General features: G+C 60.2%; 23 protein-coding genes and 1 tRNA gene. 10 read left to right on the top strand and 14 right to left on the bottom strand.

Going from position 1 to position 20033, the window contains the following annotated elements; translation table 11 throughout:
* Positions 1-31: 31 nt before the first annotated feature.
* Together I3253_RS11955 and I3253_RS11950 are read right to left on the bottom strand one after the other, a co-directional pair.
* The gene (locus I3253_RS11955; protein WP_232237031.1) at positions 32-784 is read right to left on the bottom strand and encodes a GNAT family N-acetyltransferase; all 753 of its coding nucleotides are present in this window, start codon (positions 782-784) and stop codon (positions 32-34) included.
* 53 nt (positions 785-837) lie between these two features.
* Positions 838-1293, bottom strand: a complete 456-nt coding sequence (locus I3253_RS11950; protein ID WP_197917908.1) for an outer membrane protein assembly factor BamE — start codon at positions 1291-1293, stop codon at positions 838-840.
* Between the two features lie 85 nt (positions 1294-1378).
* Here I3253_RS11950 and I3253_RS11945 point away from each other — a divergent pair, with 85 nt between their 5' ends.
* The 8 genes from I3253_RS11945 to I3253_RS11910 all read left to right on the top strand — a co-directional run bounded on the left by I3253_RS11945 (position 1379) and on the right by I3253_RS11910 (position 7067).
* Positions 1379-1936, top strand: a complete 558-nt coding sequence (locus tag I3253_RS11945) for a YceD family protein (RefSeq protein WP_197917907.1) — start codon at positions 1379-1381, stop codon at positions 1934-1936.
* 152 nt (positions 1937-2088) lie between these two features.
* Positions 2089-2295 (top strand): 50S ribosomal protein L32, encoded by a 207-nt coding sequence (gene rpmF, locus I3253_RS11940; RefSeq protein WP_197917906.1) that lies wholly within the window; start codon positions 2089-2091, stop codon positions 2293-2295.
* Positions 2296-2316: 21 nt separating this feature from the next.
* The gene (plsX, locus tag I3253_RS11935; protein ID WP_197917905.1) at positions 2317-3414 is read left to right on the top strand and encodes a phosphate acyltransferase PlsX; all 1098 of its coding nucleotides are present in this window, start codon (positions 2317-2319) and stop codon (positions 3412-3414) included.
* A gap of 12 nt (positions 3415-3426) precedes the next feature.
* Positions 3427-4401 carry a beta-ketoacyl-ACP synthase III gene (locus I3253_RS11930; RefSeq protein WP_197917904.1) on the top strand — a complete coding sequence of 325 codons (975 nt, stop codon included), beginning with the start codon at positions 3427-3429 and terminating at the stop codon, positions 4399-4401.
* Positions 4402-4528: 127 nt separating this feature from the next.
* On the top strand, positions 4529-4831 hold the full coding sequence (gene ihfA, locus I3253_RS11925) for an integration host factor subunit alpha (protein WP_197917903.1): 303 nt from the start codon (positions 4529-4531) through the stop codon (positions 4829-4831).
* A gap of 15 nt (positions 4832-4846) precedes the next feature.
* The gene (locus I3253_RS20465) at positions 4847-5800 is read left to right on the top strand and encodes a MerR family transcriptional regulator (protein WP_232237021.1); all 954 of its coding nucleotides are present in this window, start codon (positions 4847-4849) and stop codon (positions 5798-5800) included.
* Positions 5801-5858: 58 nt separating this feature from the next.
* Positions 5859-5935 (top strand) — tRNA-Pro (locus tag I3253_RS11915).
* 58 nt (positions 5936-5993) lie between these two features.
* The gene (locus tag I3253_RS11910; RefSeq protein WP_197917902.1) at positions 5994-7067 is read left to right on the top strand and encodes a 2'-deoxycytidine 5'-triphosphate deaminase; all 1074 of its coding nucleotides are present in this window, start codon (positions 5994-5996) and stop codon (positions 7065-7067) included.
* A gap of 9 nt (positions 7068-7076) precedes the next feature.
* Here I3253_RS11910 and I3253_RS11905 read toward each other — a convergent pair whose 3' ends face one another.
* The 7 genes from I3253_RS11905 to I3253_RS11875 form a co-directional block, all read right to left on the bottom strand.
* A complete protein-coding gene (locus tag I3253_RS11905) occupies positions 7077-7286 on the bottom strand; it encodes a hypothetical protein (RefSeq protein ID WP_197917901.1) in 210 nt (69 codons plus the stop codon).
* An 89-nt stretch (positions 7287-7375) separates the two neighbouring features.
* Entirely contained in the window at positions 7376-8032 is a 657-nt protein-coding gene (gene scpB, locus I3253_RS11900; protein ID WP_197917900.1) for an SMC-Scp complex subunit ScpB, read from the bottom strand.
* Positions 8025-8822 (bottom strand): segregation and condensation protein A, encoded by a 798-nt coding sequence (locus I3253_RS11895; RefSeq protein ID WP_197917899.1) that lies wholly within the window; start codon positions 8820-8822, stop codon positions 8025-8027. Before I3253_RS11895 ends, scpB begins: the two co-directional genes overlap by 8 nt.
* Before the next feature lie 12 nt (positions 8823-8834).
* Entirely contained in the window at positions 8835-9818 is a 984-nt protein-coding gene (locus I3253_RS11890) for a glycoside hydrolase family 3 N-terminal domain-containing protein (protein ID WP_197917898.1), read from the bottom strand.
* Positions 9815-10807: an SPOR domain-containing protein gene (locus I3253_RS11885; RefSeq protein WP_197917897.1), complete on the bottom strand. Its 993-nt coding sequence runs from the start codon at positions 10805-10807 to the stop codon at positions 9815-9817. The genes I3253_RS11890 and I3253_RS11885 overlap by 4 nt, the downstream gene beginning before the upstream one ends.
* Positions 10808-10888: 81 nt before the next feature.
* Positions 10889-12634, bottom strand: a complete 1746-nt coding sequence (argS, locus tag I3253_RS11880; protein WP_197917896.1) for an arginine--tRNA ligase — start codon at positions 12632-12634, stop codon at positions 10889-10891.
* Positions 12635-12686: 52 nt separating this feature from the next.
* Positions 12687-13832: a deoxyguanosinetriphosphate triphosphohydrolase gene (locus I3253_RS11875; protein WP_197917895.1), complete on the bottom strand. Its 1146-nt coding sequence runs from the start codon at positions 13830-13832 to the stop codon at positions 12687-12689.
* 98 nt (positions 13833-13930) lie between these two features.
* Between I3253_RS11875 and I3253_RS11870 the strand changes: the two genes are divergently transcribed.
* Entirely contained in the window at positions 13931-14254 is a 324-nt protein-coding gene (locus tag I3253_RS11870; protein WP_197917894.1) for a HesB/IscA family protein, read from the top strand.
* Here I3253_RS11870 and I3253_RS11865 read toward each other — a convergent pair whose 3' ends face one another.
* From I3253_RS11865 to I3253_RS11855, 3 genes are read right to left on the bottom strand one after another with little or no spacing between them, the layout of a single operon-like run.
* Positions 14255-15205 (bottom strand): DMT family transporter, encoded by a 951-nt coding sequence (locus I3253_RS11865; protein WP_197917893.1) that lies wholly within the window; start codon positions 15203-15205, stop codon positions 14255-14257. It abuts the gene before it with no gap.
* Positions 15205-16281 carry a DUF6902 family protein gene (locus I3253_RS11860; RefSeq protein ID WP_197917892.1) on the bottom strand — a complete coding sequence of 359 codons (1077 nt, stop codon included), beginning with the start codon at positions 16279-16281 and terminating at the stop codon, positions 15205-15207. The genes I3253_RS11865 and I3253_RS11860 overlap by 1 nt, the downstream gene beginning before the upstream one ends.
* 59 nt (positions 16282-16340) lie before the next feature.
* Positions 16341-16988, bottom strand: coding sequence for a DUF6749 family protein (locus tag I3253_RS11855; RefSeq protein WP_197917891.1), 648 nt, complete (start codon positions 16986-16988; stop codon positions 16341-16343).
* 390 nt (positions 16989-17378) lie between these two features.
* Here I3253_RS11855 and xth point away from each other — a divergent pair, with 390 nt between their 5' ends.
* Positions 17379-18158, top strand: coding sequence for an exodeoxyribonuclease III (gene xth / locus I3253_RS11850; protein WP_197917890.1), 780 nt, complete (start codon positions 17379-17381; stop codon positions 18156-18158).
* 75 nt (positions 18159-18233) lie between these two features.
* On the opposite strand, the gene I3253_RS11845 is transcribed toward xth, so the two are convergent.
* Positions 18234-19406: an FAD-dependent monooxygenase gene (locus tag I3253_RS11845; RefSeq protein WP_197918086.1), complete on the bottom strand. Its 1173-nt coding sequence runs from the start codon at positions 19404-19406 to the stop codon at positions 18234-18236.
* Between the two features lie 70 nt (positions 19407-19476).
* On the bottom strand, positions 19477-19899 hold the full coding sequence (gene dksA, locus I3253_RS11840; protein WP_197918076.1) for an RNA polymerase-binding protein DksA: 423 nt from the start codon (positions 19897-19899) through the stop codon (positions 19477-19479).
* Positions 19900-20033: the final 134 nt, after the last annotated feature.

The raw sequence follows: 20033 nt of genomic DNA, 5'->3' as shown, positions 1-20033 counted from the left end.
GGTCAACTGCCTTTCATTGTTCCCCAAATACTCAACTGGCAATCGCTCGCAACAGGCGCTTGCGCGCCGGGGGAATCGCCCGGATCTCCAATCCTGTAAACACGTGCAACGTGTTCATCTGCTGGTCGACCACGGCATGATCGCTGACCCATCCGCCCATCAGAAGATAGGAACGCAGCAGGGGCGGCATACGCAACTGCGCCAGCTTCGGGTTGGGCTTGCGCCGCAGCCGTGTCGCGAACCGAAATACATCGGGCGCCTTGACCTTCGGAAGCCACCGTTTGGGGGCGATGTGGCGGTCGCGCAGCATCGCAAAAGCATCCAGGTACTCCCGCGTGTCCGTTCCGGAAAAAGACGAGCACCCAAACAACATTTCCACATTGTTTTCATCCACATACGCGGTCATCGCGCCCCAGGCCACGCGCAGGATGTCTGGGTCTGTGCAATCAGGATCTATACAGAACCGCCCCATCTCGACCATCGGACCGTCAAATCTGCGCAATGCGCTCAGCTCGTAGAACTGCGCAGAATAGCTGCGCTCGATCTCACCCCCGCCGCTGAAAGTCAGAAAACGGAAACAGCAAACCAGCCTCCCGGATTCGGCCTCCTCGACCAGAATATGTGCACAAATCTCATCGAACGGGTCTGCGTCACGCCGCCCGCCATCTCCACCCAGAAACGCGCGCTGGCGCAATCGTTGCGCGGCGCCGATATCCTGCGGCGTCTGCGCCAGGCGCACGCAATACCGTCCCCTGCAAAGTGAAACCATGTCCGGCCCGCCCATCTGATGCGTTGCACTATACATGGGCGCAGGTAACAGCCGAGCGACAATTTCGCTTAGATACCAAAACCGGACGGGTCAAAATTGCCGATGCTGCCCAACAGTTGCTTGAGAAAGCTGACATTGCCCAGATTGCCATCTGTCACGCGCACCACCAGCGGAACTGCCCGTCCGTCTTCCAGACCGAACTGGCGTATGTTGCGCGCGATTCCGCGGTTATCGAAATCCACCGCCATCACCTTGCGCTCGATCACCTTCGGTTCGCGCGCGCCATAGGTTCTGACCCTGGAGCGCACGTAGTAAAAGCTGCCATCCTTCAACACCCCGCCCGCCGACGGCGACCCCAAGGTTTCGACCACGGTATCGCGTGTATCCACACCCAGTGTGATCGCCGCGATGTCCTCGTCCGGCGGCATGTAGCCGTGATTGCGGTACTGTGTCGTACAGGAAACCGCCACGATCAGCGCCATGCCGAAAAGTATCGATTTGATCGCCTTGCCGCCTCGTGCCATGCCTGCCCTCTTGCCTTGGCCTGTCCTGCCTTCTATCCCGCTTACAGAAGGAAAGCCCCCTGTTCAAGAATGGAAGCACCTGCCGATGCCTGCCAGATCCCGCCCCATCTCGTGTTTTCGCGTTGCCGACCTGCCACAGAACCGGCCCACGCGGTTCGAACTGCGCCCGGATCCAACATGGCTTGACGGGCTCACCAACGAGCTTGGCCTTCTTGGATTACGTAAATTGTCGCTGGTGGGCGGCATTACCGCAAGAGGCAAAACAGACTGGACCCTTCATGCGCGGCTGGGCGCCACAGTTGTGCAGCCCTGCGTCGTAACGCTTGCTCCCGTCACCACCCGGATCGACACGGATATCGTGCGCCACTTTATGGCGACGATGCCCGAATTGGGCGACGAGGAAGAGATCGAGATGCCCGAGGATGAAAACGCCGAACAGCTTGGGGCGCAGATCGATGTTGCTTTGGTCATGACCGAGGCGCTGGCTCTGCATCTGCCGCTTTATCCGCGGGCAAAAGGCGCGGAGATCTTCAAAACCGCCTTTACAGAACCTGGGATACAGGCGATGACCGACGAAGATGCACGCCCCTTTGCCGGCCTGGCCGCCCTGCGCGACAAACTGGGTGACAAGGACGAAAAATAGGGGGTTGCGTCGGGCGGAATTCGCAGTATTTTCGCGCGCTCATTGGAATTTAGAGTTGGACTCGGGCGCGCAGGTCGCGTAATGGCTCGGGACGCTCAGGAAATCGGGTGGAATGCGCTGTCATTCACCCCTGTAAATCGAAGGTTGCGACAATGGCTGTCCAGCAGAACAAAGTATCGAAATCGCGCCGCAACAACCGCCGTGCCCATGACGCCTTGGTTGCAGCGAACCCCAACGAATGCTCGAACTGTGGCGAACTGAAACGTCCGCACCACGTTTGCGCCTCTTGTGGTCACTATGATGACCGTGAGATCGTGGCCATGGTCGAAGAAGTCGATCTGGACGAAGACGCGGCTTAACTTTTTGGGACACGCGCCCGCATGTCAGGTTTGACTCATACAGCAAACCCGGGTGTCGGGCGCACTATTGTCTCTGTTGACGCCATGGGTGGCGATCGCGGGCCGGCAGCTGTTGTTGCCGGCATTTCGCATTCCGCCAGAAAGAACCCCGATATCGGGTTCATTCTGCATGGTGACAAGGCCAAGTTGGAAAAACTCGTGGCCCGGCGCAAATACCTTGCCGGACGGGTCGAGATTCGCCACGCGGACGATGTCGTGTCGATGGGCGACAAGCCCAGCCAGGTGATGCGGCACGGCAAGAATACATCGATGTGGTCGGCAGTCGACAGCGTGCGCAACGGAGAGGCCGACGCCTGCGTTTCCTGTGGCAATACCGGGGCGCTGATGATGCTTTCGGTGCTGCGCTTGCGCAAACTGCCCGGCGTCAGCCGCCCGGCCATCGCCGTGTTCTGGCCCTCGACCAACCCGCAAGGGTTCAACATTATGCTCGATGCGGGTGCCGATATCCGGGCCGACGAAAACGATCTGCTGCAATATGCGCTGATGGGCGCGTCTTATGCCCGCAACGGTATGGAAATTTCACGTCCGCGCATCGGTTTGTTGAATGTTGGCACCGAAGAGCACAAGGGGCGTTCCGAGCTCAAGCTGGCTAATGCCCTGATCGCCCAGAACGCCGAGGCCGCGAATTATGAGTATGTCGGATTTGTCGAGGGGCGCGATCTTCCAGGCAATGTGGCCGACGTGATCGTGACCGATGGCTTTACTGGCAACGTGGCGCTGAAGACCGGAGAAGGTATCGCCGGACTGATCGGACAGTTGCTGCGCGAAGCGTTCAAGTTCTCGCCCCTGTCCCGCCTTGCGGCACTTCTGGCCTATACCTCGCTCAACCGTCTGAACAAGCGGATCGACCCGCGGCGCGTGAATGGCGGCGTGTTTCTGGGGCTGAACGGAACCGTGGTGAAATCGCATGGCAGTTCGGATGCGACGGGTGTATCCTCGGCTGTGAAGCTGGCCTTCAAACTGGGCCACTCGGGCTTTTCGCAAAAGCTCGCGGCGCGGGTTGCATCCGCAGTCTCGCTGCCGCAAGATGCGCCGCAAGGCAGCGCAACAGACAACTAGCAAGGCATTGACATGACGACACGCGCCGTGGTGATGGGCGTAGGCCACTACTTGCCGGAACGGGTCGTACCCAATGCGGAATTTGAAAAATCGCTGGATACGTCTGACGAGTGGATTCGGTCGCGTTCAGGAATAGAGCGGCGCCATTTTGCCGCCGAGAATGAGACCACGTCGGATCTGGCGACGTTTGCCGCGCGTGCGGCGCTGGACAATGCCGGTCTGAGCGTTGATGACATTGATGCAGTTGTTGTCGCGACCTCTACCCCAGATCTTACTTTCCCGTCCGTGGCGACCATGGTGCAGGACAAATTGGGCATGACAAGGGGCTTTGGGTTTGACGTTCAGGCGGTCTGTGCCGGTTTCATCTTTGCCCTGACCAACGCCAACGCGCTGATCGTCTCGGGCCAGGCCAGGCGGGTTCTGGTTATCGGCGCCGAAACCTTCTCTCGCATCATGGACTGGACCGACCGATCGACTTGCGTGCTTTTTGGCGATGGCGCGGGCGCGCTTGTTCTTGAAGCTTGCGATGGCGCCGGCGACGTGACTGACCGGGGCGTTCTCTCCAGCGACCTTAATTCCGACGGCCGATATCGCGACATGCTTTATGTCGACGGGGGTGTTTCCACCACCGGAGACTCGGGCAAATTGCGTATGCAGGGCAATGCCTTGTTCCGTCAGGCGGTGGAAAAGCTTACATCCACCGCTCACGCTGCATTGTCCAAGATCGGGCTGGATGACAACGCAGTGGATTGGATCGTGCCGCATCAGGCCAATATCCGCATTATCCAGGGCACGGCGCGCAAGATGGGCGTACCGATGGAGCGCGTGATTGTCACAGTGCAGGATCACGGCAACACTTCCGCGGCATCGATTCCGCTGGCCATGTCTGTGGGTGTGACCCGTGGACAAATCAAGCGTGGCGATCTTCTGGTGGCCGAGGCCATTGGTGGCGGACTGGCCTGGGGCGCGGTCGTGTTGCGGTGGTAGGGGCAATACCGGCGGGTAACCCATTGGACTTCATTGCAATTAATCGCGCCTTCCCAGGCTGTTGTTATTGACTCGGAAATTCGCTTGGCCCTATGTTTTATGAAACATTGTTCAGGGGGAATTGGGAATGGCCGGAAAAACGTTGACGCGTATGGATCTCAGCGAAGCGGTCTTCCGCGAAGTTGGCCTTTCCCGCAATGACTCGGCCCAGCTGGTCGAAAGTGTGCTGGCCCATATGTCGGATTCATTGGTCGCGGGCGAGCAAGTCAAGATTTCATCCTTCGGCACATTCAGCGTGCGCGACAAGGCCGCGCGGGTTGGCCGCAATCCAAAGACCGGCGAAGAAGTGCCAATCAATCCCCGGAGGGTGCTGACATTTCGCCCGTCCCACCTGATGAAAGATCGCGTCGCGGCAGGAAACAAGAGCTAAGGCAGGACACCGGACATGGCCAAATCCCCGGACGCATTTCGCACAATCAGCGAAGTCGCCGAATGGCTCGATACCCAGGCCCATGTCTTGCGTTTCTGGGAAAGCAAATTCACCCAGGTCAAACCGGTCAAACGCGCCGGCGGGCGGCGCTACTATCGCCCACAGGACATGCTGCTATTGGGCGGCATCAAAACACTGTTACATGACGATGGCATGACAATCAAAGGCGCGCAGAAACTGCTGCGCGAAAAGGGAGTCAAATACGTCTCTGGCCTGTCACAGCCATTGGATGGTGAAGAAAGCACCACAGAGGAAATGGATGCCGTAGGCAAAATGGCAGAACCGATCCGCACTGAGGTGGCTGAAGCGGACTATCTACCCGAAAACGACGCTGTGCAAATGGCCGATGACGATCTGCCCGAAGTGGTCAGCATGTCCGACGAAGACGATGATCTGCCCGAACTGGACGCCGAAGATCTCAGGCAGATTGCCACTGCCGATGCGTCTTTCGAAACCGATTTGGACGACAACATCGAGGAAAGCCCAGAGCTGGCCTCGGAACAGTCCCAGGGCGGGGCCAGCGATCTGTTTGCCCATGCACAGGACACGTTGCACAGCGGCACGCCCGATGGGTCTGACGACAACGTGACGCCCTCACAAGATACGATTCCGGCCCTTATCAACCGTGTTTCCGAACAAACCTTGCGTTCCGGCGACGAAACACAAGGCGACAGCGCGGCGGCGGTCATCGACGAACCCGAAGACCGCGTGCCGATTCCGGAAACCGCGGCCGACGACACAACCGCCGAACGGTGCCCGTCGCCCCCCTCGCCCTATCTGCGCGAAGCCTTCATGCAGCAGCTTGCGCATACCACCCATATCGCGCCGCAGCACCGGGCCAAAGCCGCCCGGCTTGTCGCAGAACTGACAGCGTTGCGTGCCCACGCCGGTGAATGCGGAACCACCTGAGAAAAGTTGCGTTTTTGACTTGCTCCTGTCCGCAAATTCGCTATGTACAGCCCATCGTCGGGCTATGGCGCAGCCTGGTAGCGCGTCCGTCTGGGGGACGGAAGGTCGCAGGTTCGAGTCCTGCTAGCCCGACCATTCAAAACCGCCCGTGTGTCGCAAGGCCCGGGCGTTTTGCTTATCCGGGGAGAGCATCATGACCGGCGTATTGCCCAGCCAAACCATTGAAAAGATGCTGATCTCCGGAGAGATCACCACAACGCGCCCACCTGTGGAGGGGCAGGTGCAACCCGCCTCGCTGGATCTGCGCCTTGGCGAGGTGGCTTACCGCGTGCGCGCCTCTTTCCTGTCCGGCAAAGAGCGCAGCGTCGCCGAGCGGCTTGCGGAATTCGAGATGCACCGCATTGATCTGTCCGGCGGCGCGGTTCTGGAAAAGGGCTGTGTGTATCTGGTGCCGTTGATGGAGGGGCTGGCCCTGCCCGAGAGCGTGCAGGCTGTTGCCAATGCCAAAAGTTCAACCGGACGGCTGGATCTTCTGACCCGCACAATCACCGATGGCGGCACCGAGTTTGACCGGATCGCGCCCGGCTATACTGGCCCGCTTTATGCCGAAATCTGCCCGCGCAGCTTTTCCGTTCTCGTGCGCCCCGGCATGCGGCTGAACCAGATCCGTTTCCGTAACGGCCAAAGCGTGCTAAGCGACGCGGATCTTCACGTGCTGCACGAGCGAAGCCCCCTGGTGGATGGCGACGCCGTGATCGATGACGGGCTGGGGTTCTCTGTCGATCTGCGCCCCTCACAGGGTACGCTTGTTGGATATCGCGCCAAGCCTCATACCGGGGTGATCGACCTTGACAATATCGGGATTTACGACCCGGCGGAATACTGGGAGGAGCTGCACAGTTCGGATGGCAAGATCATTCTTGATCCCGGCGCGTTCTACATCCTTGTCAGCCGCGAAGCCGTCCACATCCCCCCCGCCTACGCCGCTGAAATGGCGCCCTTCCTGGCGATGGTCGGCGAATTCCGGGTACATTACGCGGGGTTCTTCGATCCCGGTTTCGGCCATGACGCCGCCGGCGGGGCTGGCTCACGCGGGGTGCTTGAAGTACGATGTCACGAAGCGCCTTTTGTACTGGAACATGGCCAGATTGTTGGCCGACTGGTCTACGAACGAATGGCCGAAGTGCCCGACCAGCTGTATGGCGCCGGAATCGCGTCGAATTATCAGGGACAGGGCCTGAAGCTTTCCAAGCACTTCAAGACATAGGGATAACCCTCAGAACTTGTTCATCCGCCGGGCCATGCGCATCGCCTGCCTGGCGCGTTTGGTGTTCTGCTGCTGCCCGCCACCCTGGCCGTTGCGCTGCTTGCCACGACCGGCGCTTTCGGGCGTTGACATCGCCTTCATGCCTGCCCGAATGCCCCCATTTACGGCTTTGCGAAAAAACATGCGCATGATCATGTTCATAAGTTGGTTGGCGTTCATCTTGGATTCTCCAATCCTGGTTGCGTTCCTAGATAGGCGCAAATTGTGCCCGAAATATGGCCAGGGTGCCGCAATACACCGGATTGTTCTCAATCTTCGAACAATTCGGACTGGCCTTCCACGTCTTCGGCCTCGTCCTCGGCGTCTCCACCCATGGGCATTGCGCCCGGCGGAGGACGGTTTTCCAGCAAACCGGCTGCCCGAAGTTCCTTGAGCCCGGGCAGATCTCGCGCACTTTCCAGCCCGAAATGGTCCAGAAATTCCCCGGTAACAACAAAAGTTACCGGACGCCCCGGGGTCATCCGGCGGCGCCCAAACCGGATCCATTCCATTTCCAACAACTGATCCACCGTGCCCCGGCTTACGCTGACACCGCGTATCTCCTCGATCTCGGCGCGGGTGACGGGCTGATGATAGGCGATGATCGCCAGGGTTTCGATGGCCGCCCGGCTGAGTTTGCGGGTTTCCACGGTTTCCTTCTGCATGAGAAACCCAAGATCCCCGGCCGTGCGCATCGCCCAGGCATCCCCCACCTTGATCACCTGCACACCACGCCCCTCGTAGCGTTTGCGCAGATGAACCAGCGCCTCGGCAGCGTCGCATCCATGCGGCATCCGGGCATTCATTTCCCTGACACTCACCGGCTCTGCACTGGCAAACAGGATGGCTTCACACATGCGCTCCTGCTCCCCCATCGGCGGAGCTTCGAAAAGACTTTCCTCTTTTTTGTCAACGCCTTCAGACATGACCCTCATCTTTCTTGCGCAATTCTATCGGTGCAAATGTCTCGGATTGGCGAATTTCGATCCTGCCTTCCTTGGCCAGTTCCAAAGAGGCCGCAAAAGTGGCCGCCGTGGCGGATCGGCGCTTCTTGGGATCGTTTTCCCAGCCGACCGGCAAATAGCTCAGGATATCGGTCCAGGCTCCGGCAAAACCAATCAGCCCGCGCATCCGTTCCAGCGCCTCTTCCATGGTGAAAACCGAGTCGCGGTCCATCGTAAACGGGCGAAACTCGTCACGCGTTCGAATGCGCGCATAGCCCTGCATCAGGTCCAGCAATGTTGCGGTATACGTCACGCGCCGCACCCGCATAATGTCTTCCGGGATTCCACGCGCAAAGAAATCCCTCCCGAGCTGATCCCGTGCCATCAGCTTGGAGGCCGCATCGCGCATGGCCTGCAATCGCTCCAGTTGGAACGCCAGGTGGGCAGCAAGTTCTTCGCCGCTTGGCCCCTCTTCCGTCGGGTCTGGCGGCAGCAGCAAGCGCGATTTCAGAAAAGCCAGCCAAGCGGCCATCACCAGATAGTCCGCCGCAAGTTCCAGCCGCAGCTGCTTGGCCTTTTCGACAAAGGCAAGGTATTGGCGGGCCAGATGCAGGATCGAAATCTTGCGCAGATCCACCTTTTGAGTTCGCGACAGCGTCAGCAAAAGGTCCAGCGGCCCTTCGAACCCGTCCACATCCACAATCAGCGATTCCGCCGCCAACCGCTCGGCAACGGAAATCCCCCGGCTTTCCTCGAACTCGCTTTCGGCCATGCCCCTGCCCGCTCAGAACGCTTTAAGTTCCGCAGTCAACGCCGTAATGTCAACCGGTTCGGGTGTCCGCCGCGCCCCAAGCGCGGCCTCGGCCCGTGCCTGCGCCTCTGGGCCCATCTCGCCACAGGCCGCGGCCACCGCCACCCGTTCGGGCAGCGCACCGTTGCAATGCAACACCACGTCACAGCCCGCCCCAATCGCTGCCGCCGCACGCTCGGGCACGGCGCCCGACAGCGCCTGCATCGAGATGTCATCCGTCATGACCAGCCCGCCGAAACCAATGTCGGTTCGGATCAGTTGAAGTATCCCCGGCGAAATCGTCGCCGGAACCGTGTCCAGTGCCTCATAAACCAGATGCGCCGTCATCCCCATCGGCAGGTCGTTCAAGGCCCGGAACGGGGCAAAATCAGCTTCCAGCCCGGACGCCGAAACCGTGACGCGTGGCAGGTCATGGTGGCTGTCGGCAACGGCCCGTCCATGGCCCGGCAAATGCTTCACAACCGGCAGAACGCCGCCATCCAGCAACCCGTTTGCCACGGCCCGCCCAATCCGTGCGACCAACGCAGGATCGTCGCCATAGCAGCGGTTCTTCAGAAAGGGATGGGTTTCGGGACGGGCGACATCCAGCATCGGGGCACAATTCGCATCCACACCAACCGCATGCAATTCATGCGCGATCAGGCGATAGCGCAGGTACATCATCCGCTCCGCAGCGTTACCAGCGCCCATAACGTGATCCAGCGGCGCGGGCCAATCGGTGGCCAGAGGCGCACGCATCCTCTGGACACGGCCACCCTCTTGATCGATCAGGATCGGTGCGGCATGACCCACGCTGTCGCGCAGATCGGCGCACAGGGTTCTGACCTGGTCGGCGGTGTCGATATTGCGTGCAAACAGGATGAACCCAAACGGTTGCGCATCCCCGAAGAACGCGCGCTCATCCTTGCTCAGTTTCGTGCCATCACAGCCAAAGATCGCGGCGCCGAAACGGCTCATCGGGTTGTGACCGGGATGCAATCGGCGTTTTCAGCCTTGAGCGCCGAACACAGGCGGCGTGCGTCAGACACATCCGCAAAACCCATGGCCCGCAAACGATAAAACACCTTGCCACCGCTCGACGCTTTCTGGATTACCCGCGTTTTTTCGCCCAGATAGTCGCTGAAACGTGTGCTCAGCTTGTCCCATTCCGCAGCGGCAATTTCGGGACTGGCAAAGGCGCCCAACTGAACCATCCGCGTGCCAACCGGTATATCCGCCGCGTCGACGGCCTTGGGCGCGGCCTCGATTGCGGGTGTGGCCGACGCCAGCTGTACCTGCTCCGCCTGCGGAGCGGCAAGCGTGGCCGGACGGGGAACCGGACGCAAAGACCGCTTCATACCACCCTTGATCACTGGTTTGGGAGAAGCCTTGGCCGGTTCGGACTCTGGCGTCAGCGCCGCCACCCTGGTTTTGACCGGTGGTGTGTCGGCAGGCCCGCTTTCGCTCAGCGGAGCGGCCCCCGCCGCCAGTTGCGCGGCAAGTTCCTCGACGGTCAGCGCCTCGCCGCTCTTAAGAGCAGGCGGCGCTTTGATGGCGTCCGGCTTGGAGCGCGGGGCGGGTTTCTCCAGCTTTTCGGTTTCCAGAACGGGCGCCCTTGTCGCTTCGACAACCGCGTCCCTCTCTGAAAGCTGAATGGGCGGCGGTGCCAGCACCAGCCGATCCGCCGGCTTTTCCGCCGATCCATCCGCCGCCACCTTGTTCACGGCCAACCCCTGGTTTTCCGCCGGTTCCCCTCCGGGGTTATCCGGTTTCTTGCGCATCGGGCCTTCCAGTGCGCGCACCACCGGCACCCCACTGACATCCCGCACCAAAAGCTTATAGCCCCATACGCCGGTCCCCGCGACCAAGGCCAACGACAGAACTGCCCCGGCCCAGGTCACAACCTTACCGGTGTTTTGCGTTGGCGCCGCGTCGGCGCCACGCATCCCCAAAGGAATCTCTGCCATTTTCGCCTCACTGCCACCGGCGATACGTTGTCACCGGAGTTGCCTTGCCGTTGCCTCACCTCCGCGCGCCGTGCGGCTTTATCACCGCATCTCCTGTGCCGGGGTTACGCCAAGAATACCAAGACCAGCAGAAATAACAACGGCCACGGCCCTAGCCAGGGCGATTTTCGCCTGACTTGTGGCCTTGTCACCCTCTTGAATGAACCGCAAACCGGGATCGTCGTTTCCACGGTTCCATAGCGCGTGAAGCTCGCTTGCCAGTTCGTAAAGGTAGAACGCAACCCGGTGCGGCTCGTTCGTACGCCCCGCGATCTCTACCAGCCGAGGCCATTCCGCAAGTTTCCGGGCCACACTGATCTCGGCTTCGTGATCCAGCTTTGTCAGATCAGCACCGATCAAAGCGGCATCATCCGCCGCGATCCCGGCCTCATCCGCCTTGCGCAATACCGAACACACACGCGCATGGGCGTATTGCACATAGAACACCGGGTTGTCCTTGGATTGCTCCAACACCTTGTCGAAATCGAAATCCAGCGGGGCGTCGTTCTTGCGCGTCAGCATCACAAAGCGGGTCACATCCGCGCCCACCTGATCGACCACATCGCGCAGCGTCACGAAATTTCCCGCGCGCTTGGACATCTTGAAAGGCTGGCCGTTCTTCCACAGCTTCACCAGTTGGGTGAGCTTGATATCCAGCGGCACCCGGCCATCGCTCAGCGCCGAGACAGCGGCCTTCATGCGCTTGACATAGCCGCCGTGATCCGCCCCGAACACATCAATAAGCGCGTCGAACCCTCTGGAAACCTTGTCATAATGATAGGCAATATCCGGTGCGAAATAGGTCCAGGCACCATCGGATTTCTTGACGGGGCGATCTACGTCGTCACCGTGCTCGGTCGATTTGAACAACGTCTGCTCGCGCGGCTCCCAGTCCTCGGGTTTCTTGCCCTTGGGCGGCTCCAGAACACCCTCATAGATCAAGCCCTTGTCTTCCAGAGATTTCAGCGCCGCCTCGATCTGTCCCGTGCCGTACAGGGATTTTTCAGAGTAGAACACATCCATCTCGACCCCCAGCGCCTTGAGATCGGCGCGGATCAGGTTCATCATCGCCTCTGTGGCAAACTCACGAATGGCCACAAGCCACACACCTTCGGGCTGACCGACATACGCATCGCCCACCTTGTCCTTCAATGCCGCGCCCACCGGGATCAAGTAATCGCCAGGATAAGTTCCATCCTCAAAGGCAACCTCTTGCCCATGCGCCTCCAGGTAACGCAGATAGACCGATCTGGCCAACACATCGACCTGCGCGCCACCGTCATTGATGTAATATTCGCGCGTCACAGCATAGCCGACAAAGTCCAACAACGATGCCAGAGCATCGCCAAATACCGCGCCGCGCGTGTGGCCCACATGCAACGGCCCGGTCGGATTGGCCGAAACGTATTCGACGTTCACCCGCTTGCCTTTCCCCATGGCCGAGCGGCCAAAATCCGCGCCTTCTTCCAACGAAGCCTTGACCACCCCCTGCCACATTTCCGGCGCCAGGCGCAGGTTGATGAAACCGGGGCCCGCGACATCGGCGCTCGTGATCCGCGCATCCCCGGCCAGGATGCTGGCCAGACCCTCGGCTATATCGCGGGGTTTGGCTTTGGCGGGTTTCGCCAGAACCATCGCAGCATTGGTCGCCATGTCGCCATGCGCGGCATCGCGCGGCGGTTCGACGGCGACGTTGGTGAAATCCAGTTCCGCAGGCAGCGCGCCCTCGGCCTGCATTCGTTCCAGCGCGCCAATCACCAACGCACGCATCTCGGTAAAGAGGTTCATTTGGACCCGTCCTTTTCGATTTGGGCCGGGTTTAACATTGCCAGCGGTCAGGTCAATGTGCCTTGCCCATCAGCCGCGCATGTTCCTGCAAGGCAAATCGATCGGTCATTCCGGCAATATAGTCGCAGACCATGCGCGCGACGGCAACTTCGCCATCGCAATCACGCAGATCAGGATGCCAGCGCTCCGGCAAAAGCGTTGGGCTGGCCAGAAACAACGGAAACAGGTCGTTCACCACCTGCGTCACCTCTTCGCGCATTCTCACCACGGACGGCGCACGGTACATACGGCTGAACAAAAAGGCGCGTATCTGCTTCAGATCAGACCACAAGGCGGGCGAAAACCGCACCACCGGCGCACCATTCAGCCGGACAGCCTCTACCGATTGCGCGCCGCTGTTCCACAAAAGCTGTCGCGACGTGTCGATCACGTCCGACACCATCACGCCGAACACCCGGCGCAATGCCTCATGACGCCGCCGGATACGGTCCAACCCCGGATACAGCCGGTCTACTTCTGCATAGGCATCTCCGACAATCGGGAGATTGGCTATCTCTTCTTCGCTGAACAGCCCGGCGCGCAAGCCGTCATGCAGATCGTGGTTGTTATAGGCCACGTCATCCGACAAGGCCGCAACCTGGGCCTCGGCGCTGGCATGGGTGTGCAGCTCCAGATCGTGCTCGGCATTGTAATCCGCCAGGGCATAAGGCAGTTCACCCAGGACTGGACCGTTATGTTTTGCAATACCTTCAAGGGTTTCCCAGGTAAGGTTCAACCCGTCAAATCCGGCGTAATGCCGCTCCAGCGCGGTCACGATCCGCACTGCCTGTGCATTGTGATCAAACCCGCCATAGCGAGCCATCAGGGCATTCAGCGCATCCTCACCCGTGTGGCCGAACGGCGTATGACCCAGATCATGGGCCAGCGCCACCGCCTCTGTCAGTTCCTGGTTCAACCCCAGGGCCCCGGCCATCGTGCGCGCGACCTGCGCCACCTCAATGGAATGTGTCAGGCGCGTGCGGAAATAATCGCCCTCGTGCTCAACGAACACCTGCGTCTTGTGCTTCAGCCGCCGAAAGGCGCTGGCATGTATGATCCTGTCCCGATCACGCTGAAAACATGACCGGAAACTGCTTTCCTCCTCCGGGTAGCGCCGTCCCCTGGCGCGTGCCGGATCAGAGGCATAGGGCGCAATCATGTTCTGAGGTCCTTGTAGCCTGTCCCTGGTCCTTCTATATTGCACGGTGGCTCCGGTTTGAACCGGGTCAACGCGCGAAACTGTCTTTGGGTGAAAAAATGCAACTGCCTCCAAAGGTTACGGAGCGGGCTTTTGCCCGTCTGGCCGAGATTGGCGCCGCCGCTCAGGGGCAGGCCCTGCGCATCGCAGTCGAAGGCGGGGGATGTTCGGGGTTTCAGTACGAGATCCGGCTGGATGCACCGCGCGATGACGATCTGGTGCTGGAAAAGGGTGGCGAAAAGGTGCTGGTGGATTCGGTTTCCCTGCCGTTTCTGCAAAATGCCACGATTGATTTCACCGAAGAACTGATCGGCGCTCGCTTTGTCATCGACAATCCCAACGCCACAAGCTCCTGCGGCTGTGGAACGAGTTTTTCAATGTAATCACAATTCGTTACGCACCAAAGTTCTTGCAACTTTGAGCCGCAAAAAACGCGTTTTCAGGCGCAGCAACCACGGGTATGGCATACCCTCCGGTTGCATCTGGTCATAGACAAGAAACACGCCGGATCCAATCACGATGGCTGTACCCAGATAGATGTTCAACCCCGGCACCTCACCAAAGAACAGCGCCCCCAGTACAACCATCCAGACAAATTGCAGGTTCATCAGCGGCGTCACCGAATAGGCCGACAACAGGCGCAGCGCGACAACCGACAGCCAGCGTGCGGCGAACAACAGCACGCCATAGGCCGCAACCCATCCCAGATCGGCAAGCGGCATCGGCGTGTAGACAAACGGCAAGGCCAGCAACATAGTCGCCGCCAGGGCAAGATTGGGATAAAAGACCTGCGCCAGCGAATTGGTTTCAATCCGTCCGATATAGCGCGCAAGAACAAGAGACAGGGTTCCGCACAGGCTGGCAAACAGCGCCACAAGATGTCCGGCCGTCACAGCGCCCAACCCGCCCGGGAACAGATACAACATGCCCACAAACCCCGCCGCCAATGCAGCCCAGGCCATGGGCCGGACATGTTCTCGCAGGATCGGGCCGGACAAAAGCCCTGCGAATAGGGGCATCAGGGCGATGAACACAAAAACTTCGGCCAGCGGCAGCAGCCGGAACGCGTAGAAAAACGCAACAGATCCAATCACCGTCAGAAAGGATCGCAGCGCCATCGCACGCGGACAGGCGGTTTTCAGGCTTTGCCCCCGCCCCTTTAGGCGCGCCGATCCCAAGCTAAGCGCAACAACAAGGAAACCCGACACCGCAAAAAGCTGCGGCGCGGCATACCCGGACGCGATCAGCTTGGTGATCGCATCAGCCGAAGAAATCATCAGCGTGTACAAAAGCACAAGGCCAGTGCCCATCAATGCCGGACGGTGCAGCCCCATCACATTGCCCCCGCCATCGCGTTGGCGCGTGCAAATCCCTCAAAGAATTCTTCGAAAACGTCGGTGGATTTTTCGGCACATGCCATGATGACCTGGGCATCCGGGCTCAACCCGTCCAACACGACCGGCCGCATCGCGCCCCAGTCGCCGCTGCGATTGTCGTCCAGCCGATACATGATTTCCGACAGCTCGCGCAGCGGCCCGCCAATCGCTTCGGGGCGGAAGAACCCCATGCGCCCGGCCTCGAACGCCTTGTTGAACGGCGCTTTCCCAGCCGCCGCCATGGCCCAGTTGCAGACCAGGAATTCGTGATAATCATCCTGTTGCGCAACACGGTCGCCACATTCCACGTCAAACAGCGCGGTATGGCGCAGCAGCCAGGTGTCCCACATTTCCGGAACCGGCATCCCGCTATGTCGCATCGCCACACAAACTTCGGCCAGCAAATCGGCATTCTGTTCAAGAAAGGCCAGCAACCCAATGAATTCCAAAGATTTTTTCACTTCACACCCCAGATGGGGGTCACGCCTGCCATATTCCGAAAGATAGAACACCGCATGGGTCAGCTCATAGGCTGCCTTCTTGTTGGGCATCGAAAACGTGGCCGACCGCCCCATAAAGGCACGCATCCGTGTTTCAAGGGTTTCATCCTCGGGCAGCGGTTCAACCCCGCGCCGCAACATCAGGCGGCGCGCTTCCAGACGTTGCAGGTCGGAAAGCTCCGCCTTGGCAAACCCTTGCGCCGCGACCCATTCAGACAGCCGCGCGCCCTTGTCGCCACCCAGTCCCAGATCTTCGAGATCCAGGCAGATCGACAGCAGGAAGCGATAGTATTGCGGGAAGAACTGAAGGCGCTTTTCCACATTTTCGTAGAAATCCGCATAGGCACCCAATGAGGACCCATCCACATCCGCACCCGTGCACTCAAGGATATTGAGCAGTTCGGCGTTTTCCTTCAGCCAGAACACATCGTCGCCAAAGCGGCGATGCCGGGCAAAGCTCTGCATGAGCGCGCCATGGCGCTCAGCAGGGGTTTGCCGCTGGGACGGGACGATCAGTTGCACGACATTCGACATCGGATTTCTCCTCACCTTGTCAGAGGCGCGCAACCGCGCCCCGGTCCCCAGTCAACGGATCACAGACCCGACGTGAAAAGCTCGGCGCCTTCACCGGCTTCGGCGCGGGCTTCACCGCGCGGGGCCAGCCCGCTGGTGAACATCTGCACCAGGCCACTTGTGAACATTTCCACCGCATCTCCGGCTTCGGCAGAAGACCCCTCGGCCGCCAGACCACTGGTAAACATTTCAAGCCCCTCGCCGGCAGTGGCTTGGGCGGTTTGCGTCGGGGCCAGACCGCTGGTGTACATCTGCACAAGCCCGCTGGTGAACATTTCCACCGCATCTCCGGCTTCGGCAGACGAGCCTTCGGCGGCCAACCCGCTTGTGAACATCTGAACCAGACCGCTGGTGAACATCTCCACCGCGTCACCGGCTTCCGCCGATTGGCCCGCTGCGGACAGACCGCTCGTGAACATTTCAAGCCCTTCGCCGGCGGTTGCATCGGCCGTTGCACGCGGGGCCAATCCGCTGGTGAACATCTGCACCAGGCCACTGGTGAAAAGCGCGGTGTCATCGCCCGACATGGCATCGCCCGTCATCTCGGCCGTCAGTCCCGAAGTGAACATTCCGGTGGCCTCTCCGTCAAACGGGCTGAGGTGGGTGTTGCCCGGCGTACGCTGTGCAAAGGTTTCGTTAACGTTTTCGATGGATTTTTTGGCGAGCATTTTTGAATTCCCAGTTGAAGTTTCGACCTCTTCACGCTTGCACTCATTCCGGGTTTTTCAAACAATTTTTTCTCGCTTAGCGAGTTCGCAACAATCATAATCACTTCAATATCAATCCTTAAAAACTTGTTTTATATTGCTTTTTGTGACTCAACGGGTCCGCAATATTTTCGCCTCATTCACGCCTCATTTTCACCACAATCGCACTTTGGCCGCATGTCGCGCACCGTCGCCACACAGAGAATCACACCCGCCACGCCCCACGATTCCCGGCCCGTGCAGCGCGTGATTCCCCGGCATATCGCTCGCTGAAATGCCCGGATACGTCCCTTGCAGAACCCCAGTTTCCGGTGGATAGTTCCCGAGAACCAGGCGCAAGGGGGCTGTCTCATGAAGGTCGCGACATTCAATATCAACGGCATCAAGGCCCGGGCCGAGGCGCTGCCGCGGTGGCTGGACGAGGCTCAGCCCGACGTGGCTCTGCTACAAGAGATCAAATCCGTCGACGCGTCATTCCCGCGCGCCCTGTTCGAGGATCGCGGCTACATCGTCGAAACCCACGGCCAGAAAAGTTTTAACGGCGTGGCCATACTGTCAAAATTGCCGCTGGAGGACATCCGCCGTGGCCTGCCGGGCGACGACAGCGATGAACAGGCCCGCTATGTCGAAGCCACCGTGATGGGCGATGTGCCAGTTCGGGTATGTGGCCTGTACCTGCCCAACGGCAACCCGACACCAGGACCAAAATACGACTACAAGCTCGCCTGGATGGAACGGCTGATCGATCGGGCGCGCGTTTTGCTGGCGTCGGAAGAGCCGTTTCTGATGGCCGGAGATTACAACGTCATCCCCCAGGACGAAGACGCCGCGCGTCCGGAAGCCTGGCGCGAGGATGCGCTGGCCCTCCCCCAAAGCCGCGCCGCATTCCGCCGTCTGCTCTATCTCGGCATGACCGAAGCCTTTCGCACCTGTACCGCTGGCGCGGGCCATTATTCGTTCTGGGATTATCAGGCCGGGGCGTGGAACCGCGATGACGGGATACGCATCGATCACTTTCTGCTCAGCCCGCAATGTGCCGATCTGTTGCGCGATTGCCAGATCGACAAGCACGTGCGCGGCGAAACCAGGCCATCCGACCACGTGCCTGTCTGGGTCGATCTCGCGGCATGACCAGGCCGCCCGCGCGCCAGAGGCGCAGTCGGGCTCAAAACGGGGTGCCGCAGGCACTCTTTCGGTTCGCGCCTCCTACCCGGCCGTAACGTCGTGCCGGTAGATCCAGTCAAACTGGGACAACATGCGTTTGGGGGCGACCGCCCCACCGATCCGCAACCCCAAATGTGCCAGCGCCCTTACCGGCGGCACGCTCAGGTGGTATTTCCAGGCGTTTTTTGACGCCGCCGCCACAACGCGTTTCACCCGTTCTTCCCGGCGCGCCTGGTATCCGGAAAGCCCCGATTCCGTATCGGGCGCCTCTGCCAGGGCATCGCCCAGAACCCAGGCATCTTCCATCGCCATGACTGCGCCCTGCGCCATGAAAGGCAGCGTTGGATGCGCCGCGTCCCCCAGAATCGCAACATTCGCCTTGTGCCACACCGGCGCGACCGGATGCCGGAACAAACCCCAGCGGCGCACAGTGTCCACCTGCTTCAACAAATCAGGAACGATGCCGCCAAAGTCGGCAAAGACGGCCCGAAGATTGGCCGGGTCATCCGCGATATGCCAACCTTCCTCGGCCCATGCCGCACGCTCCTGCACGGCCACGATATTGACCAGCGCTCCGCCTCGCAGCGGGTACGTCACCACATGGCGGTGCGGCCCCATATGTACCTGCGCCACATCCGGGTGGCCGCTGGTATTTGGCACCGTGGCACGCCAGGCCACCTGACGGGTAAAGAACGGCGCGACAGTGCCATTCAGCGCCGCCCGCGCCCGGCTGTGCAGACCGTCAGCACCCAACAGCAATTTTGCCCCGAACTCGGCACCGTTTGCCATGCGCGCCACCGGTTTTTCACCCGGCAGCACATCCTCGACTTTCTGCAAGAGACGTACGCGGATGCCTGTCCGGCGCACGGCTTCGGCAAGCAGATCGATCAGATCGGCGCGATGCACGAAATAATACCGCATCTCTTCGGGCAGATGCCCCAGGTCCACCCGCGTTACCAGACGCCCCACCGCATAGTCGCGCAGTTCCACCGCGCGGGCACGCACCGCCTTTTGCGCCAGTGCCGTCTCCAGCCCCAACGCGCGTAAAACCGCCACACCATTCGGACTTATCTGCAACCCGGCGCCAACTTCGGTGATATCTTCGGCCTGTTCCAGCACGGTCACCAGCGCGCCACGTCGTTGCAGGCACAAAGCGGCCGTAAGCCCGCCAATACCGGCACCGATCACACCGGTTTTCAATCCCATCATTTCCATACTGGCCATATGAAACGAAAAACGCCGGGACAAAAGCCCCGGCGCCTGTGTTTTTCCATGTTCCACCGGCTTATTCGTCGCGGTGCACTTTTTCCCGGCGCTCGTGGCGCTCCTGGGCTTCCAGGCTCATGGTTGCGATGGGGCGCGCATCCAGCCGTTTCAGGCTGATCGGCTCGCCGGTCACTTCACAATAGCCGTATTCGCCCTCGTCGATCCTGCGCAGGGCCGAATCGATCTTGAGCACCAGCTTGCGCTGACGGTCCCGGGTGCGCAATTCCAGCGCCCGGTCGGTTTCTTCGCTGGCGCGATCGGCCACGTCGGGGATATTACGCGTTCCGTCCTGCAATCCTTCGATCGTGTCCCGGCTGTCCGCCAGAAGCTCATTTTTCCAGTTGATCAGCTTGCGGCGGAAATACTCTACCTGCCGTTCGTTCATGAACGGCTCATCTTCTGCGGGACGATAGTCGTCAGGCAGGAAGGTTTCGGCTTTCATGGCTGCTCCCTCTTCGTGGTCAACGTCCATCGCGGTTGAATCTTCAGACATCGAACCCCCCTTCTCTGCGCCTGCCAATACCCCTTCGGTCCGGGATTGTCACTACCCCTTAGCAGTGCATTGCGGACAAATTA

It is taken from the genome of Thiosulfatihalobacter marinus (genome assembly GCF_016019955.1).
Taxonomy (GTDB): Bacteria; Pseudomonadota; Alphaproteobacteria; order Rhodobacterales; family Rhodobacteraceae; genus Shimia; species Shimia marinus_A.
Note: the sequence above shows the minus strand (reverse complement) of the source record. Positions and strands in the feature narration are given on the sequence as shown.